This is a genomic window from Ruegeria sp. O5 (genome assembly GCF_056535105.1).
In genome coordinates, this window is record NZ_JBQERN010000002.1 from 115,956 (window position 1) to 136,179 (window position 20,224).

The following is a 20,224-nucleotide window of genomic DNA, read 5'->3' on the forward strand; positions in this document are numbered from 1 at the left end:
CCTTTTCTCAGGAGGCTGAGGCCGCGACGAGGACAATCTCGCCCGGCCAAATCGGTTGAATTTTCTCGGCAGCGCGCCATGCGCGCAGCCCGGTGGCACAGCAAAGGGCAAGGCGTTGCCCTTTTTTAGAATCTATTATTTGAATTTCTTCGGGTGAAATGCGCGTCGCATTCGGGTGAGCTGGAACCGGCGCTTCGTCCGGGTCACGCAGTTCGACAATCTGGTCTGTCTCCTTCAACTGACTGGCAGAGAGAAAGCGGAAACAGCTGTTCGGTTCCGGCGCGTCATCAAAACGAAACCCGGTGCAGCGCAGGGTTCGCGCATCATATTGCACCATCTGCCCAAGCGGGGACGGGTCAAGCCGCAAGATCAGGTTCAGCGCCATCTGCGCCTGCATGGACCCGATCACACCGACAACGGGGCCTAGAACACCCGCCGTGGCGCAGCTTGCGCCGCTATCCGGCGCATCGGGGAAAACGGCTCGCAGAGAAGGCGCGCTGCCGCAGAAGCCGCCCACATAACCCGAAAGCCCCAGTACCGAGGCGCTGATCAGTGGCTTGCCTTGTGCCAGACAGGTATCCGACAGCAAATAACTGACCGCATAGCTGTCGGCACAATCCAGAATGATATCTGCCTGCGACACCAGATCGGGCGCATTTTCCCCTGTTAGAGCCATTTTCTTGGCAATCACATCGATTTCGGCATTCAACGCACGGCATCGGTCAGCGGCGCGTTCGGCCTTTGACAGCCCGCAATCTTCTTCTGAAAACAATGTCTGGCGATGCAGGTTCGACAGATCGACGATGTCACCATCGACAATCGTGATATGCCCCACCCCGGCCCCGGCCAATAGCGGCAGCAGCGGCGCGGCCAGACCACCTGCGCCGACCACCAGAACACGGGCCGCAGTCAGGCGGGCCTGTCCTTCAGCCCCAACCTCGGGCAGCAGCGTCTGGCGGGCGTACCGGTTCATCTCGTGACCTCGATCCAAGCACGCACCCGCGCTTCGGGGTCGGCGTTCAGCGTGATGTCCGTGACAGCCGAGACAATGTCGGCCCCGGCAGCCAGCACCCCTGCTGCGCGCGCGACGCTCATACCGCCAATGCCGACCAGAGGAATGTCGCCAACCCGCGCCTTCCATTCGGTCACGCGGGGCAGGCCCTGCTGATGCCATTTCATCTTTTTCAGGATGGTCGGATAGACGGGACCCAGCGCCACGTAATCGGGATCCATGGCCAGAACCCGCTCAAGCTCATCATCGTCATGAGTGGAAACACCCAGCTTTAGACCCGCTTTTCGGATGGCTTTCAGGTCGGCAACATCCAGATCTTCTTGCCCCAGATGAACCCAGTCACAACCCAGATCGATGGCCTGCTGCCAGTAATCGTTGATCACCAGAACCGCCCCATAGTCGCGGCACAGATCGCGCGAGGCGGCAATCTGATCGCGCACCACTTCAACCGGCTGATCCTTGATACGCAGCTGCACCAGTTTGACACCCAGGGGCAGCATCTGCCGCAGCCAGTCCGAGTGATCGAAGATCGGATAGAAACGGTCCAGCGTCATGACAGGAAGGCCTTTCCAACAACAGGGGTCGAAGGTTCGGCCATATCGCGTGCCTCGATCGGGTCTGCCTGATGGGCCAGTTGTCCGGCATGGATTGCCTGCGCCATCGCCTTGGCCATCAGAACGGGGTCACCGGCACGGGCCACAGCGGTGTTCAGCAGAACGGCATCATAACCCAGTTCCATCGCATGGGCCGCGTGGCTGGGCAGGCCGATCCCGGCATCCACCACCAGCGGCGTGTCAGGGAACTCGGCCCGCATCGACCGCAGGGCGTATTCGTTGTTCAGCCCGCGCCCGGACCCGATAGGCGCCCCCCACGGCATCAGCACTTCGCACCCCGCTTCGAGCAGGCGTTCGCCCACGATCAGATCATCGGTGGTGTAGGGAAACACCTCAAACCCGTCTTCGGTCAGGATGCGCGCGGCCTCGACCAGCTGGAACACATCCGGCTGCAAACTGTCGGTGTGGCCAATCAGTTCCAGCTTGATCCATTTGGTGTCAAATACTTCGCGCGCCATATGGGCTGTGGTCACCGCCTCTTTCACCGTATGACAGCCAGCCGTATTCGGCAGGATCAGAACACCCAGTTCGCGTATCATCTGCCAGAATGTCTGCCCCGCGCCGGATTCCCGCCGCAACGATACCGTGGCAACCGCCGCACCGCTTTCGCGAAAGGCCTGTTCCAGAATGGCGGGGCTGGGATATTGGGCGGTGCCCAGCATCAAGGGGTTCGGCAGTTCGATGCCGTAGAACGTTCGCATCCTCAGCCCCCCTGCATCGGCGCGACAACTTCGATCCGGTCGCCGTCGGTCAGTTTGTGCGCAATACGCAGGCTTGACGGCACGAAATCTTCGTTCACGGCGGTAGCCACACGGCCTGAGAAGCCGCATTCCAGCAACAGATCCGACAGGGTTTCGGCACGCACGTCCCGCGTCTCGCCGTTAAGCACGATCTTCATCGACCATCTCCGAATGTGTGTTGTCCAATGCCAGATCAGCGACACCCCGCGCCAATGCAGGGGCCAGCAGATAACCGTGGCGATACAGCCCATTGGCATAGATTGTCCGGCCCAAGCGCCGGATACGCGGCAGGTTGTCCGGGAATGCAGGGCGCAGGTCGACGCCGATCTCCAGCACCTCGGCCTCGCCAAAGGCCGGGTTCACGGCATAGGCCGCGCTGAGCAGTTCCAGCATCGAACGCGCGGTGATGCGGCTGCTGTCCTCGGACTCGATCATGGTTGCGCCCAGCATGTAGACGCCATCCCCGCGCGGAACGATGTAGAGCGGCATCCGCGGATGCAATAACCGCACTGGGCGCGAAAGGGTCACATCGGGGCAACGAAGAACCAGCATCTCACCCTTCACGCCGCGCAGGTCGTGCAGATATTCGCGCGCGTGCAAACCCCGGCAGTCTATGGCGTTGTCCAGTTGCGCCGGAGCCAGCTTTCGGTGGAATTCCACGCCTGCGCCTTGCAGGTGACGATGCAGATCGCGCAACGCCTGACGAGGATCAAGGTGCGCTTCGTTTTCAAAATACAGAGCTTTGCCAAACTTGCTCAGATCAGGCTCTAATTCGAGTATTTTCGCACGATCAACCTCGCTGAACCCTTCGGTCCGGCGTGCAAACCGGCGCAGGTCGGGCAGGTCGCGCGCATTGGCAACGACAAGAGTTCCATGTCTGTTTACCTGCGTTCGCTGCGCCCACCATTCGATTGCTTCCTGCCCCAGCCGCAGCACCGGTTCTTCCGCGTTTTCAAATTCACACCAAGGGGCCAGCATCCCACCGGCCCACCAGGAACACCCATGCGGGCCGGGCGGGCCGCCCGGATCGAAAACCTGCACCTTTGCCCCGCGTGACACAAGCTCGCTGGCCACGGCCAGACCCGTTACGCCCGCACCTATAACCGACCAGAGTGTCATGCGGGCCAGATCCGGTGGAAGTGGTGCACAGGACCGTGCCCGGCACCAATCTTCAGCTCATCCGCCCGCGCGATGGCCCCTTGCAGATAATTATGCGCCTGTGCGATCGCATCCCTCAGCGGCAGGCCCCTGGCCAAACCGGCGGCGATCGAAGACGACAGGGTGCATCCGGTTCCGTGGGTGTTTCTCGTGTTCTGTCGCGGGGCCTGAAATGCGGCCACGACGCCTGAGGGGTCGACCAACAGATCGTGGCAGACATCGCCCGACCCATGCCCGCCCTTCATCAAAACCGCACCTGCGCCCAGAGCACACAGGGCCTTGCCTTGTGCAGCCATCTCGTCCGGTGATTGCGCCGGTTTCGCATCCAGCAAACATGCCGCTTCGGGCAGATTGGGTGTCAGCACAGTCGCTGCTGGCACCATCACTTCGCGCAGTGTTCGGACCGCTTCCTGCGCCAACAACGCATCTCCGGATTTTGCGATCATGACAGGATCAAGAACGACGGGACCTTTGAACGCTTCCAGGCCTTGGGCCACTGTGTGAATGATCTCTGGCGTGGCAAGCATGCCGATCTTGATGGCCGTCACATCCAAATCGCTGAGCACCGCGTCGATTTGCGCAGCAATGACATCCAGCGGAACCCCATGCACCGCAGTGACGGCTTGCGTGTTCTGCGCCGTAACAGCGGTAATGACGCTTGCGCCGAATACACCCAGCGCCGACATCGCTTTCAGATCGGCCTGAATCCCGGCGCCTCCGCCGCTGTCAGACCCTGCAATGGTCAGGGCAATTGCCGCCATGTCGTTGCTCCATCTTCTTTGGGCAACGAGGTAGGGAAAACGTCTGTGTTCATAAGACCGTTCCCTACGCCGGAATTGCCCGGATCAGGTTCGATGGGTTAACGCGGTCGCGCCTCTCAGCCCTGATACGGGCACCCCAACGGTTGTCGCGGACAATTTCAGGGTCAGCGGTTGGAATCAAGACCCAATTTGGCAAATGCATTGCCACTTTTGGTCATCTGATAAGGCCAATTGAATGTCTTTAGGGAGTATTTTGCGAGGCTCTGCCTCGCGCTCCGGGATATTTAGAGCCAGATGAATAAAGGATCCCTGCTTCATCTGGCCGGAAATATCCCGGGGGAGGCGCCCGGAACGGGCGGCGGGGGTAGAGCCCCCGTAACCCTGGTTGTCAGCTTTTCATACCGTCCCAGAAGGATTTGACGGATGAGAAGAAGCTTTTTGATTCCGGGTGGTTATCTTCGCCCAGGTCATCAAACTCGCGCAGCAGTTCTTTTTGGCGGCTGGTCAGGTTGACCGGGGTTTCAACTGCCAGTTCGATGAACATGTCGCCAACACCGCCGCCGCGCAGCGCGGGCATACCTTTGCCGCGCAGGCGCATTTGCCGGCCCGACTGGCTGCCAGCCGGGATCTGCACCCGCCCACGCCCGCCATCGATTGTCGGAACCTCGATCGATCCACCCAGCGCGGCCTTGGCCATGCTGACCGGTACGCGGCAATAGAGGTTCACGCTGTCGCGTTCGAACAATTTGTGATCAGACACTTCCACAAAGATGTAGAGGTCGCCCGGAGGGCCACCGCGCATTCCGGCCTCGCCTTCACCTGCCAGACGAATACGGGTACCGGTTTCGACACCAGCGGGGATGTTGACCGACAAGGCGCGATCTTTTTCGACGCGGCCTGCACCTTTACAGGATTTGCAGGGGTTCTTGATGATCTGACCCAGACCCGAGCAGGTGGGGCAGGTTCGTTCGACCGTAAAGAAACCCTGTTGCGCCCGTACCTTGCCCATGCCGGAACAGGTGGGGCAGGTTGTCGGCTCGACCCCGCCTTCTGCACCGGTTCCTTCGCAGGAAGAACAGGCCACGGCTGTCGGTACATTGATGGTTTTCTGCTGGCCCGAGAACGCCTCTTCCAGCGATACGCGCAGGTTATAGCGCAGGTCCGAGCCGCGCGCGGCGCGTCGACCGCCACCGCCACGTTGCCCACCCATGAAATCGCCGAACAGGTCATCGAACACATCCGAGAACGCGCTGGAGAAATCGCCCTGTCCAAAGCCGCCGCCAGGTCGGCCACCACCGCCCATGCCGTTTTCGAAGGCGGCGTGGCCAAAGCGGTCATAGGCCGCCTTTTTGTCGGCATCGCGCAGCACGTCATAAGCCTCGTTGGCTTCCTTGAACTGCGCCTCGGCATCCGGGTTGTCCTTGTTGCGGTCCGGATGCAGCTCTTTGGCTTTCGTGCGAAAGCCTTTCTTGATCTCATCCGCCGAAGCGCCCTTGGACACGCCGAGCACTTCGTAATAGTCGCGTTTTGACATCAGTATTTCCTTCTGCCTCAACGTAAATAGGCCGGCCCGGCATCCGGACCGGCCTACATTGGCCCGGTTACCCGTTAGTTACGCTTGTCGTCGTCCAGATCTTCGAACTCGGCATCGACGATATCGTCATCACCATGTGCGGCATCTGCCGCGGCAGGCTCGTCCTCGGCCTCTTCGGACTGCGCCTTGTAGATGGCCTCACCCAGCTTCATCGCTGCTTCGGTGACGTTCTGGATGCCAGACTTGATCTTGTCGGCATTGTTGGTTTCCAGCTCGTCCTTGAGTGCGGCGATCGCCAGTTCGATAGCTTCGATCGTGGTCGGGTCGACCTTGTCGGCATGCTCTTCCATCGACTTTTCGGTCGAGTGGATGAGGCTTTCCGCCTGGTTCTTGGCGTCGACCAGCTCGCGGCGTTCCTTGTCGGCTTCCGCGTTCTCTTCGGCGTCCTTGACCATCTTTTCGATGTCTTCGTCGGACAGACCGCCCGATGCCTGGATGGTGATCTTCTGTTCCTTGCCGGTGCCTTTGTCCTTGGCCGAAACCGAGACAATGCCGTTGGCGTCGATATCGAAGGTCACCTCGATCTGGGGCATGCCACGCGGTGCGGGCGGGATGTCTTCGAGGTTGAACTGACCGAGGATTTTGTTGTCCGCAGCCATTTCACGCTCGCCCTGGAACACGCGGATGGTCACGGCATTCTGGTTGTCCTCGGCGGTCGAGAAGACCTGAGACTTTTTCGTCGGGATCGTGGTGTTGCGGTCGATCAGGCGGGTGAACACGCCACCCAGCGTCTCGATACCCAGCGACAGGGGGGTCACGTCCAGCAGAACCACGTCCTTGACATCGCCCTGCAGAACACCGGCCTGAATGGCGGCACCCATGGCAACCACTTCGTCCGGGTTCACGCCTTTATGCGGCTCTTTGCCGAAAAACTTCGTGACCTCTTCGATCACTTTCGGCATCCGGGTCATACCACCGACCAGAACAACCTCGTCCACGTCAGCAGCCGACAGACCGGCATCTTTCAGAGCAGCCTGGCACGGCTTCATCGACTTCTTGATCAGGTCACCGACCAGGGATTCCAGCTTGGCACGGGTCAGTTTCATGACCATGTGCAGCGGCTGACCGTTCGAACCCATCGAGATGAACGGCTGGTTGATCTCGGTCTGCGAGGTCGAGCTGAGTTCGATCTTGGCTTTTTCCGCGGCTTCTTTCAGACGCTGCAGGGCCATCTTGTCAGCAGACAGATCGACACCGTGTTCCTTTTTGAACTCATCCGCCAGGTAGTTGACGATGCGCATGTCAAAGTCTTCACCGCCCAGGAAGGTGTCGCCGTTGGTCGATTTGACCTCGAACAGGCCGTCGTCGATTTCCAGAATGGTCACGTCGAAGGTACCGCCACCAAGGTCATAGACCGCAATGGTTTGGGTTTCCTGTTTGTCCAGACCATAGGCCAGTGCGGCAGCAGTCGGTTCGTTGATGATCCGCAGCACTTCCAGACCGGCGATTTTACCCGCGTCTTTGGTGGCCTGACGCTGTGCGTCGTTGAAGTATGCGGGAACGGTAATGACCGCCTGCGTGACTTCCTCACCCAGATAGCTTTCCGCGGTTTCCTTCATCTTACCCAGAGTGAAGGCCGAGATCTGGCTTGGGGAGTATTTTTCACCGCGGGCCTGAACCCATGCGTCGCCATTGCCACCATCAACGATGGTATAAGGCACCATTTTCTTGTCTTTTTCGACTTCGGCATCATCCACACGACGGCCGATCAGGCGCTTGACGCCAAAGATCGTGTTGTCGGGGTTGGTGACCGCCTGACGCTTTGCAGGCTGACCGACCAGTCGCTCATCTTCAGTGAAGGCGACGATCGAGGGCGTGGTCCGCGCCCCTTCGGCGTTTTCGATAACCTTCGGCTGCGAACCGTCCATGATGGCCACGCACGAGTTTGTGGTCCCGAGGTCAATCCCGATTACTTTTCCCATTTTTGCAATCCCTTTCTCTTCAAGGCGATGTCTCGACGACAGGACCCGTTACGGCATCCCGCCCCCGATCTGATGTGCGCGACAGCACTACCATCGCGCGTCCCGGCGTATATAAGGGCGAGACCTGAGGCCTGCAAGCACCGTAGAACGCAGGTTTTAGGGATTCTGATGCCTTTTTTGGCAAGGAATTGGAAAGGATTGGGGTTTCCGGAATGGCGCGATTGGTTTTGCGGGGGTTCGATATCAGGAAAGGTTATCTTGATCCTGCGGCCCAGTCGCGGGTGATCGCGGATTTGCGCCCGATTCTGAAAGCCGCGCCCCTGTTCCGGCCTGTTACCACCTCGGGCAAGGAGATGTCGGTTCGGATGACCTCGGCAGGCGATCTGGGTTGGGTGACCGACAAGGCGGGGTACCGTTATCAGGATCAGCACCCCAAAGGTGGTGACTGGCCGGAAATCCCCGCCGCCATTCTGGATATCTGGCGCGATCTGGTCAGCACCGAGCGAGCGCCCGATTGCTGTTTGATCAACTACTACGGGGAAGGCGCAAAAATGGGCCTGCACCAGGACAAGGACGAGGCAGATTTTTCATGGCCCGTCCTGTCGGTTTCGCTGGGCGACGATGCCTTGTTTCGGATTGGCAGCACGACGCGCGGCGGCAAGACCGAGTCGATCTGGCTGAGCTCGGGGGATGTGGTTGTCATGGGTGGTCCGGCGCGGCTTGCCTATCACGGTGTGGATCGGATCAGGTTCGGATCCTCGCGCCTGTTGCCCAAAGGCGGGCGCATAAACCTTACGCTGCGGGTCGCGCGCTAGCGGCGCGCATTCCAGCTTTTCGAGACGTGCTGACGGGTAAAGAATTCACCCATAAGACCGATCATCAACAGGGCGATTCCAACCCAGGCCGCGTATTCCCAGCTGGTGTTTCTTGGATAATAGTTGCGGAACACGAACCCGCGGGTCTGGTCGATGATGTGAAACAGCGGGTTCCAGGCAAACATCATCAACAGCCCGCCACCCAATGCGTTCGCAATGAACATCTTGCCGGAAAACACCATGTTCAGACGGCGATATATATTGGTTAGCATCGAAACGGTCGTCGGGGCCCACGGTTTCAACGCCATGAACACAAGCCCCACCGCGCAGCCGGTAAACCAGGCCAGCACCAGCATTGCGAAGGCGCCGCCGGGGTTCTGCACCTCAAGCGGAGCAACCGCGACACTGTAGACGAACAGGATGATGAACATGGCCAACAGGAACTTATAGAAAGTGCTGAAGGCCGCCGCGAGAATCGTGACCATAACGTTCATCGGCGAATGCAGCATCATCGGATTATTGGATGACCCAACCCCGGAAATCGCGCCAATCGATTGTATGTGCAACATGAACGGGAACACGCCCGACAGGACATACAGCAGAAATTCGCCCCTGATCCTGGCGACCCCGCCCCGGCCCATCAGCGACATGAGCAGATAGAACGTGACCATCATCACCAGCAATTGCACAACGTTGAGCAGGATCGCGATCACCGCATTCGGATGCTGCGCGCGCACGTTCCGCACCACCGCGTGGAACACCAGTTCCGCAGTCGTCAGTGCACTGCCCAACAGCGTTTGATTGCGCTTGAAATAGAACACTAAAAGGGTCTTTCCTGCCTCGTCGTCCCTAACCTGGCATGAATATCTTGCCGTTCGGTAACCGTCGCATCATAAGTCGGTCACGAGTTTGGATCAACAAACCACAGGAACGGAGCATTTTTGTGACCTACGACGCGCTTATTCCCGTCATCCGGCGTCTAGCCCTTGAGGCCGGCGACAGGATCATGGAAATCTATGAGGCAGACGATTTCGACGTCAAAGTCAAATCAGACTCCAGCCCTGTGACCGAAGCGGATGAGGCAGCCGATGCGCTGATTTCAGCCGGGTTGCGTCAGGCCTTCCCCGATATCCTGCTGATCACCGAAGAACAGGCCGCCTCGCATTCCGAAAAAGGGGATACCTTTTTGATTGTCGATCCGCTGGATGGCACCAAGGAATTCATCAACCGCCGTGGCGATTTCACCGTCAACATCGCGCTGATCGAGGACGGAACGCCGACACGGGGCGTGGTCTATGCCCCGGCGCGGGGCCGCATGTTCTATACGCAGGCCGATGGTCAGGCAGTCGAGGAAACGGGCGCGTTTGACAAGGATGCACCCGGCACCCTGACCCCAATATCAGTCTCTAACCCAGACAATTCCGCGCTTTTGGTCGTGGCGTCAAAGTCGCACCGGGATCAGGCCACCGAGGATTACATCAACAAGTATCAGGTCAGGGACAGCAAAAGCGCGGGATCGTCTCTCAAGTTCTGTCTGGTTGCGACGGGCGAGGCGGATCTTTATCCGCGGGTCGGGCGCACGATGGAGTGGGACACGGCGGCAGGGCACGCGGTACTGGCCGGGGCCGGAGGCCGGGTTGTGCGGTTTGACGATCACGCGCCGCTTCTCTATGGCAAAGAGGGCTATGCGAACCCGTTTTTTATCGCGTACGCTCCGGGTGTTAAGCTGAAGGAGGCCTGATGTCAGTTCTGATCGCCATCCCCGCCCGCTATGCCTCGACCCGCTATCCGGGCAAGCCATTGGTGCCGCTGACCGGCGCGACCGGCGTTTCGATGACACTGATCGAACGGTCCTGGCGGGCGGCCACTTCTGTCGCGGGCGTGGACAGGGTTGTGGTCGCAACCGATGACGACCGCATCCGCGAGCTGTCCGAAGGCTTTGGCGCCGAGGTGGTGATGACCTCGGAAAATTGCCAGAACGGCACCGAACGCTGCGCCGAGACGCACAAGGTTCTGGGCAGCGGATATGACATCGTGGTCAACCTTCAGGGCGATGCACCCCTGACACCGCATTGGTTTGTCGAGGACCTGATCACGGGGCTGCGCGCGGCACCCGATGCTGGCGTGGCCACACCGGTCCTGCGTTGCGACGGGGATGCTTTGAACAGCCTGCTGAACGACCGCAAACATGGCCGCGTTGGCGGAACAACCGCCGTGTTCGGGCGCGACAACAGCGCGATGTATTTCTCGAAAGAGGTCGTGCCTTTCACCTCAGAAACCTATGGCGGGGATGAACCCACGCCGGTGTTTCACCATGTCGGCGTCTATGCCTATCGGCCCGATGCGTTGGCGGCCTATCCGGGCTGGCCAACAGGCCCTCTGGAAAAGCTGGAAGGTCTTGAACAACTCAGGTTCATGGAAAATGGCCGCAAGGTTCTGTGCGTCGAGGTTGACGCCAAGAGCCGTCAGTTCTGGGAGCTGAACAACCCGCAGGACGTGCCCAAGATCGAAGAGATGATGGCTGCGATGGGGCTGGAGTAGCCGGTTTTGCCCATGACGCCCCGCGGTTCCCATATCTCGATGACAGGCAATCTGGTTCCAAAGGACGCTTCATGAAACCAATCCTCGTGACCGGTGGTGCCGGATATATCGGGTCGCATGCCTGCAAGGCGCTTGCGCAGGCGGGCTATGTTCCCGTGACCTATGACAATCTGGTCACCGGCTGGCAGGATGCGGTGAAATACGGGCCGTTTGAACAGGGCGACCTGTTGGACCGGGCACGCCTGGACGAGGTATTTGCCAAACATAAGCCGGTTGCGGTGATGCATTTTGCGGCGCTCAGCCAGGTGGGCGACGCGATGCGGCAGCCCGGTTTGTACTGGTCGAACAATGTCACCGGATCGTTGACGCTGATCGAGGCTGCGGTTGCGGCGGGCTGTCTGGATTTCGTGTTCTCGTCCACATGCGCCACTTACGGCGAGCATGACAATGTGGTGCTGGACGAGACCACCGCCCAACACCCGCTGAACGCCTATGGTGCATCAAAGCGCGCGATCGAGGACATCCTGAGGGATTTCGAAGCGGCCCATGGGCTGCGCCATGTCATTTTCCGGTATTTCAACGTTGCTGGCGCCGATCCCGAGGGCGAAGTGGGCGAGTTTCACCGGCCTGAAACCCATCTGATCCCCCTGATGCTGGACGCGATTGATGGCAAGCGCGAGGGTTTGACCGTTTTTGGCACCGATTACGATACGCCCGACGGCACATGTATTCGCGATTATGTCCATGTCTGTGATCTGGTCGACGCACATGTTCTGGGGCTGGGCTGGCTGGAACAGGGTAAAGAAAGCCGTGTTTTCAATCTGGGCACCGGCTCGGGGTTTTCCGTGCTTGAGGTGATCGAGCATTCCAAATCCGTCACCAACCGCCCGGTACCGTATTCGGTCGGTGCCCGTCGGGCGGGCGATTGCACCAAGCTGGTGTCCGGCTCTGTCCGCGCCCAAACCGAACTGGGGTGGAAGCCGAAAAGGTCAACGTTAGAGACGATGATTGCGGATGCCTGGCGCTGGCATCAGAATGGCCACTACGAGAAATGAGGCCCCAGTGACGTCCAATACGGTTCAGACACTTCCTGATATCGGTTGGCAACAGGAATACCGGTTGCGCTGGAAACGGCGACGCCTTCTTTGGCGCTCGATGCGCAGCCGACATCAACTGACCTGCCTGAAAGATCATACAAGCAGGATACGGGGCGGCGACGTGCTGGCCTTTACCACCTTGCGCAATGAGATTACCCGCCTGCCCTGGTTCTTCCGTCACTATCGCCAGCTGGGCGTGAACCATTTTCTGATCGTCGACAACGGCAGCGATGACGGCTCGGCTGACTACCTGCAAGGGCAACCGGATGTGTCCCTTTGGCAGACCCGGTCCAGCTATCGCGGATCACGCTTTGGGCTGGACTGGCTCAGCTGGCTACAGATGCGTTACGGCCATGGCCACTGGTGCCTGATGGTCGACGCGGATGAGCTGCTGGTTTATGCCCGGCACGACCGCCAATCTCTGCATGAGCTCACAGAATGGCTGGACCGACAGGGACGGGTCGGGTTTGGCGCATTGATGCTGGATCTGTATCCAAAGGGGCCGTTGGGCGGACAAACCTATGACCCGGAAACGGACCCGATCGAGGTGCTGAACTGGTTTGACACAGGCCCGTATCGCGGGCAGCGGCAAAGCCCGATGGGAAACCTGTGGGTTCAGGGCGGCGCACGCGAGCGGGTGTTTTTTGCCCAGATACAGCAGCGATCCCCGACACTGAACAAGATCCCGCTGATGCGCTGGTCGCGGCGATATGCCTATGTAAACTCGTGCCATTCCGCCCTGCCCCGTCGTCTGAACGCAGTGTATGACGGACCAGCCGGCGACATCCCGTCTGGCGTTCTGCTGCACACTAAATTTCTGCCGGACATTATTGAAAAATCTAAAACTGAAAAGCTGCGCCGCCAGCATTTTCATGACCCGAACCAGTTCGCTGCGTATTACGATCAGATATTCAATCAACCAGACATGTGGACCCCGCAATCGGTGCGCTATGCCGGCTGGTCGCAGTTGCTGGAGCTGGGGCTGATGTGTGACGGCGGCTGGTGTTGAAAACAAATCCAAAGGGATCAACGGCACCTTTACCACTTCCGGGGTTTAAAAAAGTTGCCTCAGAAGAGGTAGAAGTGGCATAAACCGACAATGTCCTGTCGCACCAGCGGTCGCGGCGGATTCGGGGAAAGCTCGCGTCATAATAAAGGTTGGGCAGTCGCGTGAGCCTGTTTGATTCATACAAGATGAGATTGCGGCGCAAGCGCCGTATTCTGCGCTGCCTCAGACGTCGGCGCGAACTTAAGCCCGCCAGCAACAACACGTCTGCCATCCGCCGTGACGATATCCTGTTAATGAGCGTTGTGCGTAACGAGAAAATTCGCCTGCCCTACTTTCTGGAATATTACCGCAAACTGGGCATCGACCATTTTCTGTTCATCGACAATGACAGCGATGACGGCAGTTTCGAATTCCTGAAAGAGCAGGCCGATGTATCGGTCTGGCGGACGACAACCAGCTACAAACGTGCAAGCTATGGTCTGGACTGGTCCAATTACATTCTGCGCAAATACGCGCATGGACATTGGGTTCTGAGCGTCGACCCGGATGAGTTTTTTATCTACCCCTTTTGCGACACCCGCCCGATCCGCGCCCTGACAGACTGGCTGGACGGAAGTGCCGTACGCAGCTTCGGCACCATGCTGATCGACATGTACCCCGAAGGACCCGCGGATGCCGAAACCTATCGCGAGGGGCAGAATCCCTTTGAGATTGCGCGGTGGTTCGATCCGGGGAATTACACGATCACCAAGAACCCGGATTACAAGAACCTGTGGATTCAGGGGGGCGCGCGGGCGCGTGTGTTCTTTCGCGACAAGCCATCCAAAGCCCCGGCACTGAACAAGATCCCGCTGGTCAAATGGGATCGACGCTATGTCTATGTCAGCTCGACCCACTCGCTTTTGCCGCGCGGGCTGAATCAGGTGTACGACGAATGGGGTGGGGAAAAGGCCAGCGGCTCGTTGCTTCATGCCAAGCTGATTGACACCCTTGGCGACAAGGCGCGTGAAGAATTGCAACGCCGCCAGCATTATAGCGGTTCGGGCGAATACAAAGCCTATGCCGCACAGCTTGAAGACAAGCCGGTATTCAAGTGCGAGTGGTCCGAGGCCTATATCAACTGGCGGCAGCTTGAGATTCTGGGCCTGATGTCAAAGGGAAACTGGGCATGAGCGATCTGGGCGTCGTCATGCTGGTTCATACCTCGCTGGACCGGGCCGAACAGGTCGCGCGCCATTGGACCGCTGCGGGATGCCCTGTTGTGATCCATGTGGATCGCAAAGTACCGGGTGAAGAATATGCGCGATGTGTTGCGTCCTGTTCGGACAATCCCCGGATCGCATTTTCCGACCGGCATCAATGCGACTGGGGCGGGTGGGGCATCGTTGCCGCCTCACAAAGCGCGTCCGAACTGATGCTGGAGCAATTTCCCGAAACGCGCCACGTCTTCCTGTCGTCGGGGGCCTGCCTGCCGCTGCGCCCGGTTCAGGAGCTGATTGATTACCTGGCCGACCGGCCTCGTGTCGATTTCATCGAAAGCGCGACAACGTCTGATGTCAGCTGGACAATCGGCGGATTGGATCATGAACGGTTTACGCTGAGGTTCCCGTTTTCCTGGCGAAAACAGCGCGGATTGTTCGACGCATATGTAAAGCTTCAGCGCGCGGTCGGGTTTCGCCGGAAAATTCCCGACGGTTTGGTCCCGCATATGGGCAGCCAGTGGTGGTGCCTGACCCGCCAAACACTGTCTGCCATTTTGCAGGACCCCAAGCGCAAACAATATGACAGCTACTTCCGCCATGTGTGGATCCCGGATGAAAGCTATTTCCAGACATTGGCGCGGCTGTATTCCACACATATCGAGAGCCGATCCCTGACCCTGTCCAAGTTCGACTATCAGGGCCGCCCGCACATCTTCTACGACGATCATCTGCAATTGCTGCGGCGATCAGACTGTTTTGTTGCCCGCAAAATCTGGCCCCGTGCGGAACGGCTGTATCAGGCGTTTCTGACCGATCAGGCCAGTGCGATGAAACCGGCAGAACCCAACCCCGGCAAGATTGACCGCGTGTTTTCCAAGGCGGTCGAACGGCGGACGCGGGGGCGTGACGGGCTGTACATGCAAAGCCGGTTTCCCCGGCACGGCAGTGAAAACGGCCTTACCTCGTCACCCTATTCCGTATTTCAGGGCTTTTCCGAACTGTTTGAAGATTTCGAAGAATGGCTGGCCGCGGCCACTGGCACACGCGTGCACGGGCACCTGTTCGGACCCGAGCGTGCGGAATTTGCAAAGGGTGAAACCATTACAAACGGTGCGCTCAGCGATTGTGCTTTGCTGCGGGATTACAATCCGACGGCCTTTCTGTCGAACCTGATCTGGAACACACGCGGCGAACGCCAGTGTTTCCAGTTCAGCCCCCGCGACACGCAGGACATCAACTGGTTTCTGGCGCGGGACAAGAATGCGCAAATCTCGGTCATCACCGGGGCCTGGGCAATTCCGCTGTTCCGGTCGAACCTGAACTTCTCGGACATCCGGAGCGAGGCCGCGCGTCTGCAACAGATCGAAACCAAACAGCTTGAGGTTTTGACCTCGGTCTGGACCAAGGCGCGGATGCGCAGCTGGTCGCTGGCCGATTTCCTTGAAGCGCCGATGGAGCCCCTGCAGACAATCCTGGACGAGATTGGCGCGCATCAGTCCAGCCACCTGACAGAAGCGCCCACAATGGTCGATCTGTCCGGCTTCGGGAAGTTCCTGCAAAACCTCAAGAACCAGGGTATGCACCCTTACCTGATGGGCGATTTTCCTTCGGACGATGTGTTCGGCCGTCAGACGAAACCCTATCGCAAACCCTATCTGGTGCAGTAATCACCCATGCCAGCCAATTTTGACTACTTCGTTGTTCTGGCTGCCATGCGCACAGGGTCGAACCTGCTTGAGGCCAATCTGAGCGCGCTGGAAGGGGTTTCCTGCCATGGCGAAGCCTTCAACCCGCATTTTGCCGGCAACCTGAAGTCCGATACCCTTCTGGGTCTGTCGCTGGAAGACCGCGACGCAGATCCGATGCGGCTGTTGAAGGCAATCAGGTCAGCACCGGGCGACTTGAACGGTTTTCGGTATTTCCAGGACCATGACCCACGCATTCTGAAGCCAGTGCTAAATGATCCGCGCTGTGCCAAGATAATTCTCACACGCAATCCGCTGGACAGTTTTCTGTCCCTGAAAATCGCACGCGCCACGCAGCAATGGCTGCTGAAGAACGTGAAGCGTCGCGTCGATGCACAAGTTGCGTTCGACGGCGCTGAGTTTTCTGAGTATCTCGATCAGCTCCACAGCCATCAAGACATGTTGCGGCAGCATTTACAGAAGACCGGTCAGACTGCCTTTTTTATCACCTATGACGACCTGGCCGAGTTGGACGTTCTGAACGGTCTGGCCGCATGGCTGGGGGTTGAGGCGCGGCTGAGCAAGCTGGACGATACTCTGAAACCGCAAAACCCGGCACCTGCCGTATCGAAGGTCACCAACCCCGATGAGATGCAAGACGCCCTGTCCAGGTTGGACAGGTTCGGATTGCACCAGCCCACCCGTTTCGAGCCAAACCGAGGGGCGGCGGTACCGCAATATATCGCCGCAGCCAGATCAAATTTGATGTATTTGCCCATTCGCGGCGGAATAGAGCCTGTTATCGCGCAATGGATGGCCGAGCTGGATGGCTGTTCTGCGGACGATCTGGTCACAAACCGGAACCGCAAGGAAATCCGCGCCTGGATGCAAGACCACCCCGGACACCGAAAGTTCACCGTGTTGCGCCACCCACTGGCACGGGCGCATTCGGCGTTTTGCCAGTACATTCTGGATACCGGGCCGGGCAGTTACAAGATGGTTCGCAATTACCTGCGCAACCGCCTTGACCTGCCGATCCCCGGGCAGGTGCGCGACACCAATTACTCGGTCGAACAGCATCGGGATGCGTTTCTGGCGTTCCTCGGGTTCCTGCGCATGAACCTCAACGGTCAGACGCCGATCCGCGTTGACGGGACGTGGTGCAGCCAGTCCCGCACGCTGGATGGTATTGCCAGCTTTTTGATGCCGGACCTGATTCTGCGGGAAGAAGCGCTGACCACGGCTCTGCCGGATCTGGCCCGCTCAACAGGCCACCCCAATCCGCCGGTTCCCGGCCCGTGCGCGCAAGATGTTCCGTTTACGCTGGATCAGATCTATGACGAACAGCTTGAAGCGCTGGCATCCGAGACCTACCAGCGCGACTATGAAACATTCGGGTTTGGCGCGTGGACGCCTTTGCCCCCTAAGGGCGCAGAGTGATCAGCGTCCCCCGGTTGACCATCGCATAGATTTCTTCGATCTCGTCATTCTTGACCGCGATGCATCCCGCTGTCCAATCCGGTGTTTTCTTGGCGCGTTTGAACTCGGATCGCAGATTGGGCTGCCCGTGAATGAAGATGTCCCCACCCGGATCAACTCCCGCAGCCTTAGCCTTGGCGATGTCCTGAGAGTTGGGATACGATATCCCGATAGACAGGTGATACCGGCTGTTGGGGTTGTGCCGATCGATCAGGTAACTTCCTTCGGGCGTGCGGCCGTCTCCGCGTTTGGTTTTTGTGCCCTGCGGCGCAAATCCCAGATCCACATCATATTCCTTGAGGACTTTTTCGTGGTGCAACAAATAAAGTTTGCGCGCGCCCTTGTTGACCACCAGCGAGGTGACCTCGGGCCCATCATAAGTCAGAAAATTTGGTCGGGCTGATGCACAAGCCGATAGGCCCAGCGTTGCTACCGCCCCCAATCCGAATGCTCGACGATCCATGTTTCACTGCCTGCTTTGTTTTTTTGGGGCTTATTATGCCAAAAAACGCGAAAACTGAAATCACTTTTTGATGTTCAAGTTTTCGGTCAGATGCCGCTCGATGCTCTCCAAGCGTTCCAGAACCTCATCACGATACGCATCAGTTTTGACCTCATCCTCTGCATGGTGCGCGTCCTGCATGGAATTTACGATCAGACCCACCAATAGGTTCACCACCGCAAAGGTTGTGACCATAATGAAGGGGACGAAGAACAGCCAGGCATAGGGATAAACCTCCATCACCGGGCGGACGATCCCCATCGACCAGCTTTCAAGCGTCATGATCTGAAACAGTGTATAGGCCGACAGGCCAAGATCGCCGAACCAATCCGGGAAGGTTGCCGAGAACAGCTTGGTCGAGATCACGGCACCGATATAGAACAGAATTGCCATCAGCAGGAAAACACTGGCCATTCCCGGTAGGGCCGAGATGAACCCTTCAACCACCCGGCGCAGTCTTGGCGCAACGGAAATCACGCGCAATACCCGCAGGATTCGCAGGGCTCGCAGAACGGAAAGACCTCCGGCGCTGGGAACAAGCGCAATGCCGACGATCAGGAAATCGAAATTGTTCCAGCCGTTTGTGAAAAACCTGCGTCCGGTCGCGGTCAGCTTCATGGCGATTTCCGCCACAAAGATCGCAAGGCACAGCTTGTCCAGCATCACGATCAGCGGCCCGGCGGCTTCCATCAGGGTCGGCGACGTCTCCATCCCCAAAAGCACTGCGTTAAAGATGATGACAGCCGTTATGAATTGCCCGAATGCAGGCGCTTCGATGATGTTCAGCAGACGCTGTCTGAAACCCATGGGTCGCTTTCTCCTGTCTGATCAAGATGCGGCGTTCAGGGTAAACCGCGCAGCAAGTTCCGTATGTGACGACCATCGAAACTGGTCAACGACCTGCACCCATTCAAGGGTATAGCCAGCGTTAACCAATATTTTTGCATCGCGCGCGAAGGTGACGGGGTTGCACGAGACATAGGCAATCACCGGGCGTCTGGCCTGTACCAGCTCGGCCACCTGTGCCTCGGCACCAGCGCGGGGCGGGTCCAGAACGACTGCGTCAAACGATTTCAGTTCATCCGGCATCAATGGACGACGGAACAGGTCGCGGGCCTCGGTCGTCACGCGTTTCAGACCTTGCGCCCTGCGCCAGCCCTGATCCAGCGCCTGCACCATGTCCGCGGCACCTTCGACCGCGTGAACCTCGGCTTTTTCTGCCAGAGGCAATGAGAATGTGCCGCTGCCCGCAAACAGGTCAACAATTCGTTTCGCACCCCGTGTTGCCTCGGAAACGGCCTGTAATAGAGCCTGTTCTCCGTCCTTGGTCGCCTGAAGGAAGGCACCGGGTGGTGGCGTGACGGCGGCGGCCCCAAAGCGCTGAACCGGAGCGTGGCGCATGGCGATCACTTCACCATCCCAGCTGAGCCGCGCCAGACCATGTTTTTCGGTTTCCTGCGCGAGTGCCAGTTCCAGCGGCCCATCCAGGGGCTTGCCGCCCTTGACGGCCACATCCAGCCCGCCTTCGGACAGGGTGAGCGTGACGGCCAAGACGCCCTTGCGGCTGCCGCCCAGAACCGCCAGCGCCTCGGCCACGGGAATTGCGGCGATCAGGGCCGGGTCAAGCAATAGGCAATCCGGGATTTCGGTGATCGTATCCGATGCACGTCCATGGAACCCGGCCAATGTACCTTTCTTGGTCCGCCTGACGGCAATCGTGGCGCGTCGGCGTGAGTGTTCGGGAGATGTGTGTGTCGGACGCATCGGCGCCTCAAGCCCCTGCGCGAACAGGGCGTTGCGGACAATGCTCAGCTTCCAGTCGGCGACAAACGCGTCGGAGGCGTGTTGCAGCTGACAGCCGCCGCAGGCTTTGTAATGGCGGCACGGGGCTTTCACCCGGACATCAGACGGTACTTCGACGCGGATATCGGTCAGCACCTGATCAACAAGGGTGCCGCTGACAACCTCACCCGGAAGGGTGCGCGGAGCGTAAATGGGCCCATCAGCGATGCCGTCGCCCTGATGGCCGAGCCGGGTGATTGTGTATTTCTGCGTCATGAGGGGCCTGATAGCCGGGCTTTGGGTTCAACAAA

At 58.9% G+C, this 20,224-nt stretch carries 20 protein-coding genes and 1 riboswitch; of the genes, 8 read left to right on the forward strand and 12 right to left on the reverse strand.

The features are described 5' to 3' along the window. Window positions 1-7: 7 nt before the first annotated feature. The 8 genes from ACR0M3_RS05120 to dnaK all read right to left on the reverse strand — a co-directional run bounded on the left by ACR0M3_RS05120 (window position 8) and on the right by dnaK (window position 7,801). Window positions 8-973, reverse strand: a complete 966-nt coding sequence (locus ACR0M3_RS05120) for a HesA/MoeB/ThiF family protein (protein WP_480909893.1) — start codon at window positions 971-973, stop codon at window positions 8-10. Continuing rightward, entirely contained in the window at window positions 970-1,566 is a 597-nt protein-coding gene (locus ACR0M3_RS05125) for a thiamine phosphate synthase (RefSeq protein ID WP_480909894.1), read from the reverse strand. Before ACR0M3_RS05125 ends, ACR0M3_RS05120 begins: the two co-directional genes overlap by 4 nt. Next, window positions 1,563-2,327: a thiazole synthase gene (locus tag ACR0M3_RS05130; protein ID WP_480474355.1), complete on the reverse strand. Its 765-nt coding sequence runs from the start codon at window positions 2,325-2,327 to the stop codon at window positions 1,563-1,565. The genes ACR0M3_RS05125 and ACR0M3_RS05130 overlap by 4 nt, the downstream gene beginning before the upstream one ends. Window positions 2,328-2,329: 2 nt before the next feature. After that, a complete protein-coding gene (gene thiS / locus ACR0M3_RS05135; RefSeq protein WP_480474356.1) occupies window positions 2,330-2,524 on the reverse strand; it encodes a sulfur carrier protein ThiS in 195 nt (64 codons plus the stop codon). Further along, on the reverse strand, window positions 2,508-3,485 hold the full coding sequence (gene thiO, locus ACR0M3_RS05140) for a glycine oxidase ThiO (RefSeq protein WP_480909895.1): 978 nt from the start codon (window positions 3,483-3,485) through the stop codon (window positions 2,508-2,510). Before thiO ends, thiS begins: the two co-directional genes overlap by 17 nt. Beyond that, the gene (thiD, locus tag ACR0M3_RS05145; protein ID WP_480909896.1) at window positions 3,482-4,285 is read right to left on the reverse strand and encodes a bifunctional hydroxymethylpyrimidine kinase/phosphomethylpyrimidine kinase; all 804 of its coding nucleotides are present in this window, start codon (window positions 4,283-4,285) and stop codon (window positions 3,482-3,484) included. Before thiD ends, thiO begins: the two co-directional genes overlap by 4 nt. Before the next feature lie 44 nt (window positions 4,286-4,329). Continuing rightward, a riboswitch (TPP riboswitch) is annotated at window positions 4,330-4,434 on the reverse strand. A 239-nt stretch (window positions 4,435-4,673) separates the two neighbouring features. Further along, window positions 4,674-5,819 carry a molecular chaperone DnaJ gene (gene dnaJ / locus ACR0M3_RS05150; protein WP_209598968.1) on the reverse strand — a complete coding sequence of 382 codons (1,146 nt, stop codon included), beginning with the start codon at window positions 5,817-5,819 and terminating at the stop codon, window positions 4,674-4,676. 74 nt (window positions 5,820-5,893) lie between these two features. Further along, window positions 5,894-7,801 carry a molecular chaperone DnaK gene (dnaK, locus tag ACR0M3_RS05155; protein ID WP_480506882.1) on the reverse strand — a complete coding sequence of 636 codons (1,908 nt, stop codon included), beginning with the start codon at window positions 7,799-7,801 and terminating at the stop codon, window positions 5,894-5,896. A gap of 212 nt (window positions 7,802-8,013) precedes the next feature. On the opposite strand from dnaK, the gene ACR0M3_RS05160 reads away from it, so the two are divergent. Continuing rightward, window positions 8,014-8,616 (forward strand): alpha-ketoglutarate-dependent dioxygenase AlkB family protein, encoded by a 603-nt coding sequence (locus ACR0M3_RS05160; RefSeq protein WP_480506881.1) that lies wholly within the window; start codon window positions 8,014-8,016, stop codon window positions 8,614-8,616. Here the strand turns inward: ACR0M3_RS05160 and ACR0M3_RS05165 are convergent. Continuing rightward, window positions 8,613-9,437 (reverse strand): ABC transporter permease, encoded by an 825-nt coding sequence (locus tag ACR0M3_RS05165; RefSeq protein ID WP_480909897.1) that lies wholly within the window; start codon window positions 9,435-9,437, stop codon window positions 8,613-8,615. The two genes, ACR0M3_RS05160 and ACR0M3_RS05165, sit on opposite strands and share 4 nt — an antisense overlap. A 122-nt stretch (window positions 9,438-9,559) precedes the next feature. On the opposite strand from ACR0M3_RS05165, the gene cysQ reads away from it, so the two are divergent. From cysQ to ACR0M3_RS05200, 7 genes are all read left to right on the forward strand, one after another. Further along, window positions 9,560-10,357 (forward strand): 3'(2'),5'-bisphosphate nucleotidase CysQ, encoded by a 798-nt coding sequence (gene cysQ / locus ACR0M3_RS05170; protein WP_480909898.1) that lies wholly within the window; start codon window positions 9,560-9,562, stop codon window positions 10,355-10,357. Continuing rightward, window positions 10,357-11,157, forward strand: a complete 801-nt coding sequence (locus ACR0M3_RS05175; RefSeq protein WP_480624808.1) for a 3-deoxy-manno-octulosonate cytidylyltransferase family protein — start codon at window positions 10,357-10,359, stop codon at window positions 11,155-11,157. The genes cysQ and ACR0M3_RS05175 overlap by 1 nt, the downstream gene beginning before the upstream one ends. Window positions 11,158-11,228: 71 nt before the next feature. Then, window positions 11,229-12,212, forward strand: coding sequence for a UDP-glucose 4-epimerase GalE (gene galE, locus ACR0M3_RS05180; protein WP_480909899.1), 984 nt, complete (start codon window positions 11,229-11,231; stop codon window positions 12,210-12,212). 7 nt (window positions 12,213-12,219) lie between these two features. Then, a complete protein-coding gene (locus tag ACR0M3_RS05185; protein WP_480909900.1) occupies window positions 12,220-13,263 on the forward strand; it encodes a glycosyltransferase family 2 protein in 1,044 nt (347 codons plus the stop codon). Between the two features lie 185 nt (window positions 13,264-13,448). After that, on the forward strand, window positions 13,449-14,435 hold the full coding sequence (locus tag ACR0M3_RS05190; RefSeq protein ID WP_480909982.1) for a glycosyltransferase family 2 protein: 987 nt from the start codon (window positions 13,449-13,451) through the stop codon (window positions 14,433-14,435). Next, window positions 14,432-16,132, forward strand: a complete 1,701-nt coding sequence (locus tag ACR0M3_RS05195) for a DUF5927 domain-containing protein (RefSeq protein ID WP_480909901.1) — start codon at window positions 14,432-14,434, stop codon at window positions 16,130-16,132. The genes ACR0M3_RS05190 and ACR0M3_RS05195 overlap by 4 nt, the downstream gene beginning before the upstream one ends. Window positions 16,133-16,138: 6 nt before the next feature. Then, a complete protein-coding gene (locus ACR0M3_RS05200) occupies window positions 16,139-17,590 on the forward strand; it encodes a nodulation protein NodH (RefSeq protein ID WP_480909902.1) in 1,452 nt (483 codons plus the stop codon). Here the strand turns inward: ACR0M3_RS05200 and ACR0M3_RS05205 are convergent. The 3 genes from ACR0M3_RS05205 to ACR0M3_RS05215 are packed head-to-tail and all read right to left on the reverse strand — an operon-like array spanning window position 17,574 to window position 20,189. Beyond that, window positions 17,574-18,092 (reverse strand): L,D-transpeptidase family protein, encoded by a 519-nt coding sequence (locus ACR0M3_RS05205; protein WP_480486947.1) that lies wholly within the window; start codon window positions 18,090-18,092, stop codon window positions 17,574-17,576. The genes ACR0M3_RS05200 and ACR0M3_RS05205 overlap by 17 nt on opposite strands. A 60-nt stretch (window positions 18,093-18,152) precedes the next feature. Then, a complete protein-coding gene (locus ACR0M3_RS05210) occupies window positions 18,153-18,938 on the reverse strand; it encodes an ion transporter (protein ID WP_480486945.1) in 786 nt (261 codons plus the stop codon). 21 nt (window positions 18,939-18,959) lie between these two features. Continuing rightward, entirely contained in the window at window positions 18,960-20,189 is a 1,230-nt protein-coding gene (locus tag ACR0M3_RS05215) for a class I SAM-dependent RNA methyltransferase (protein ID WP_480559200.1), read from the reverse strand. Between the last annotated feature and the right edge of the window lie 35 nt (window positions 20,190-20,224).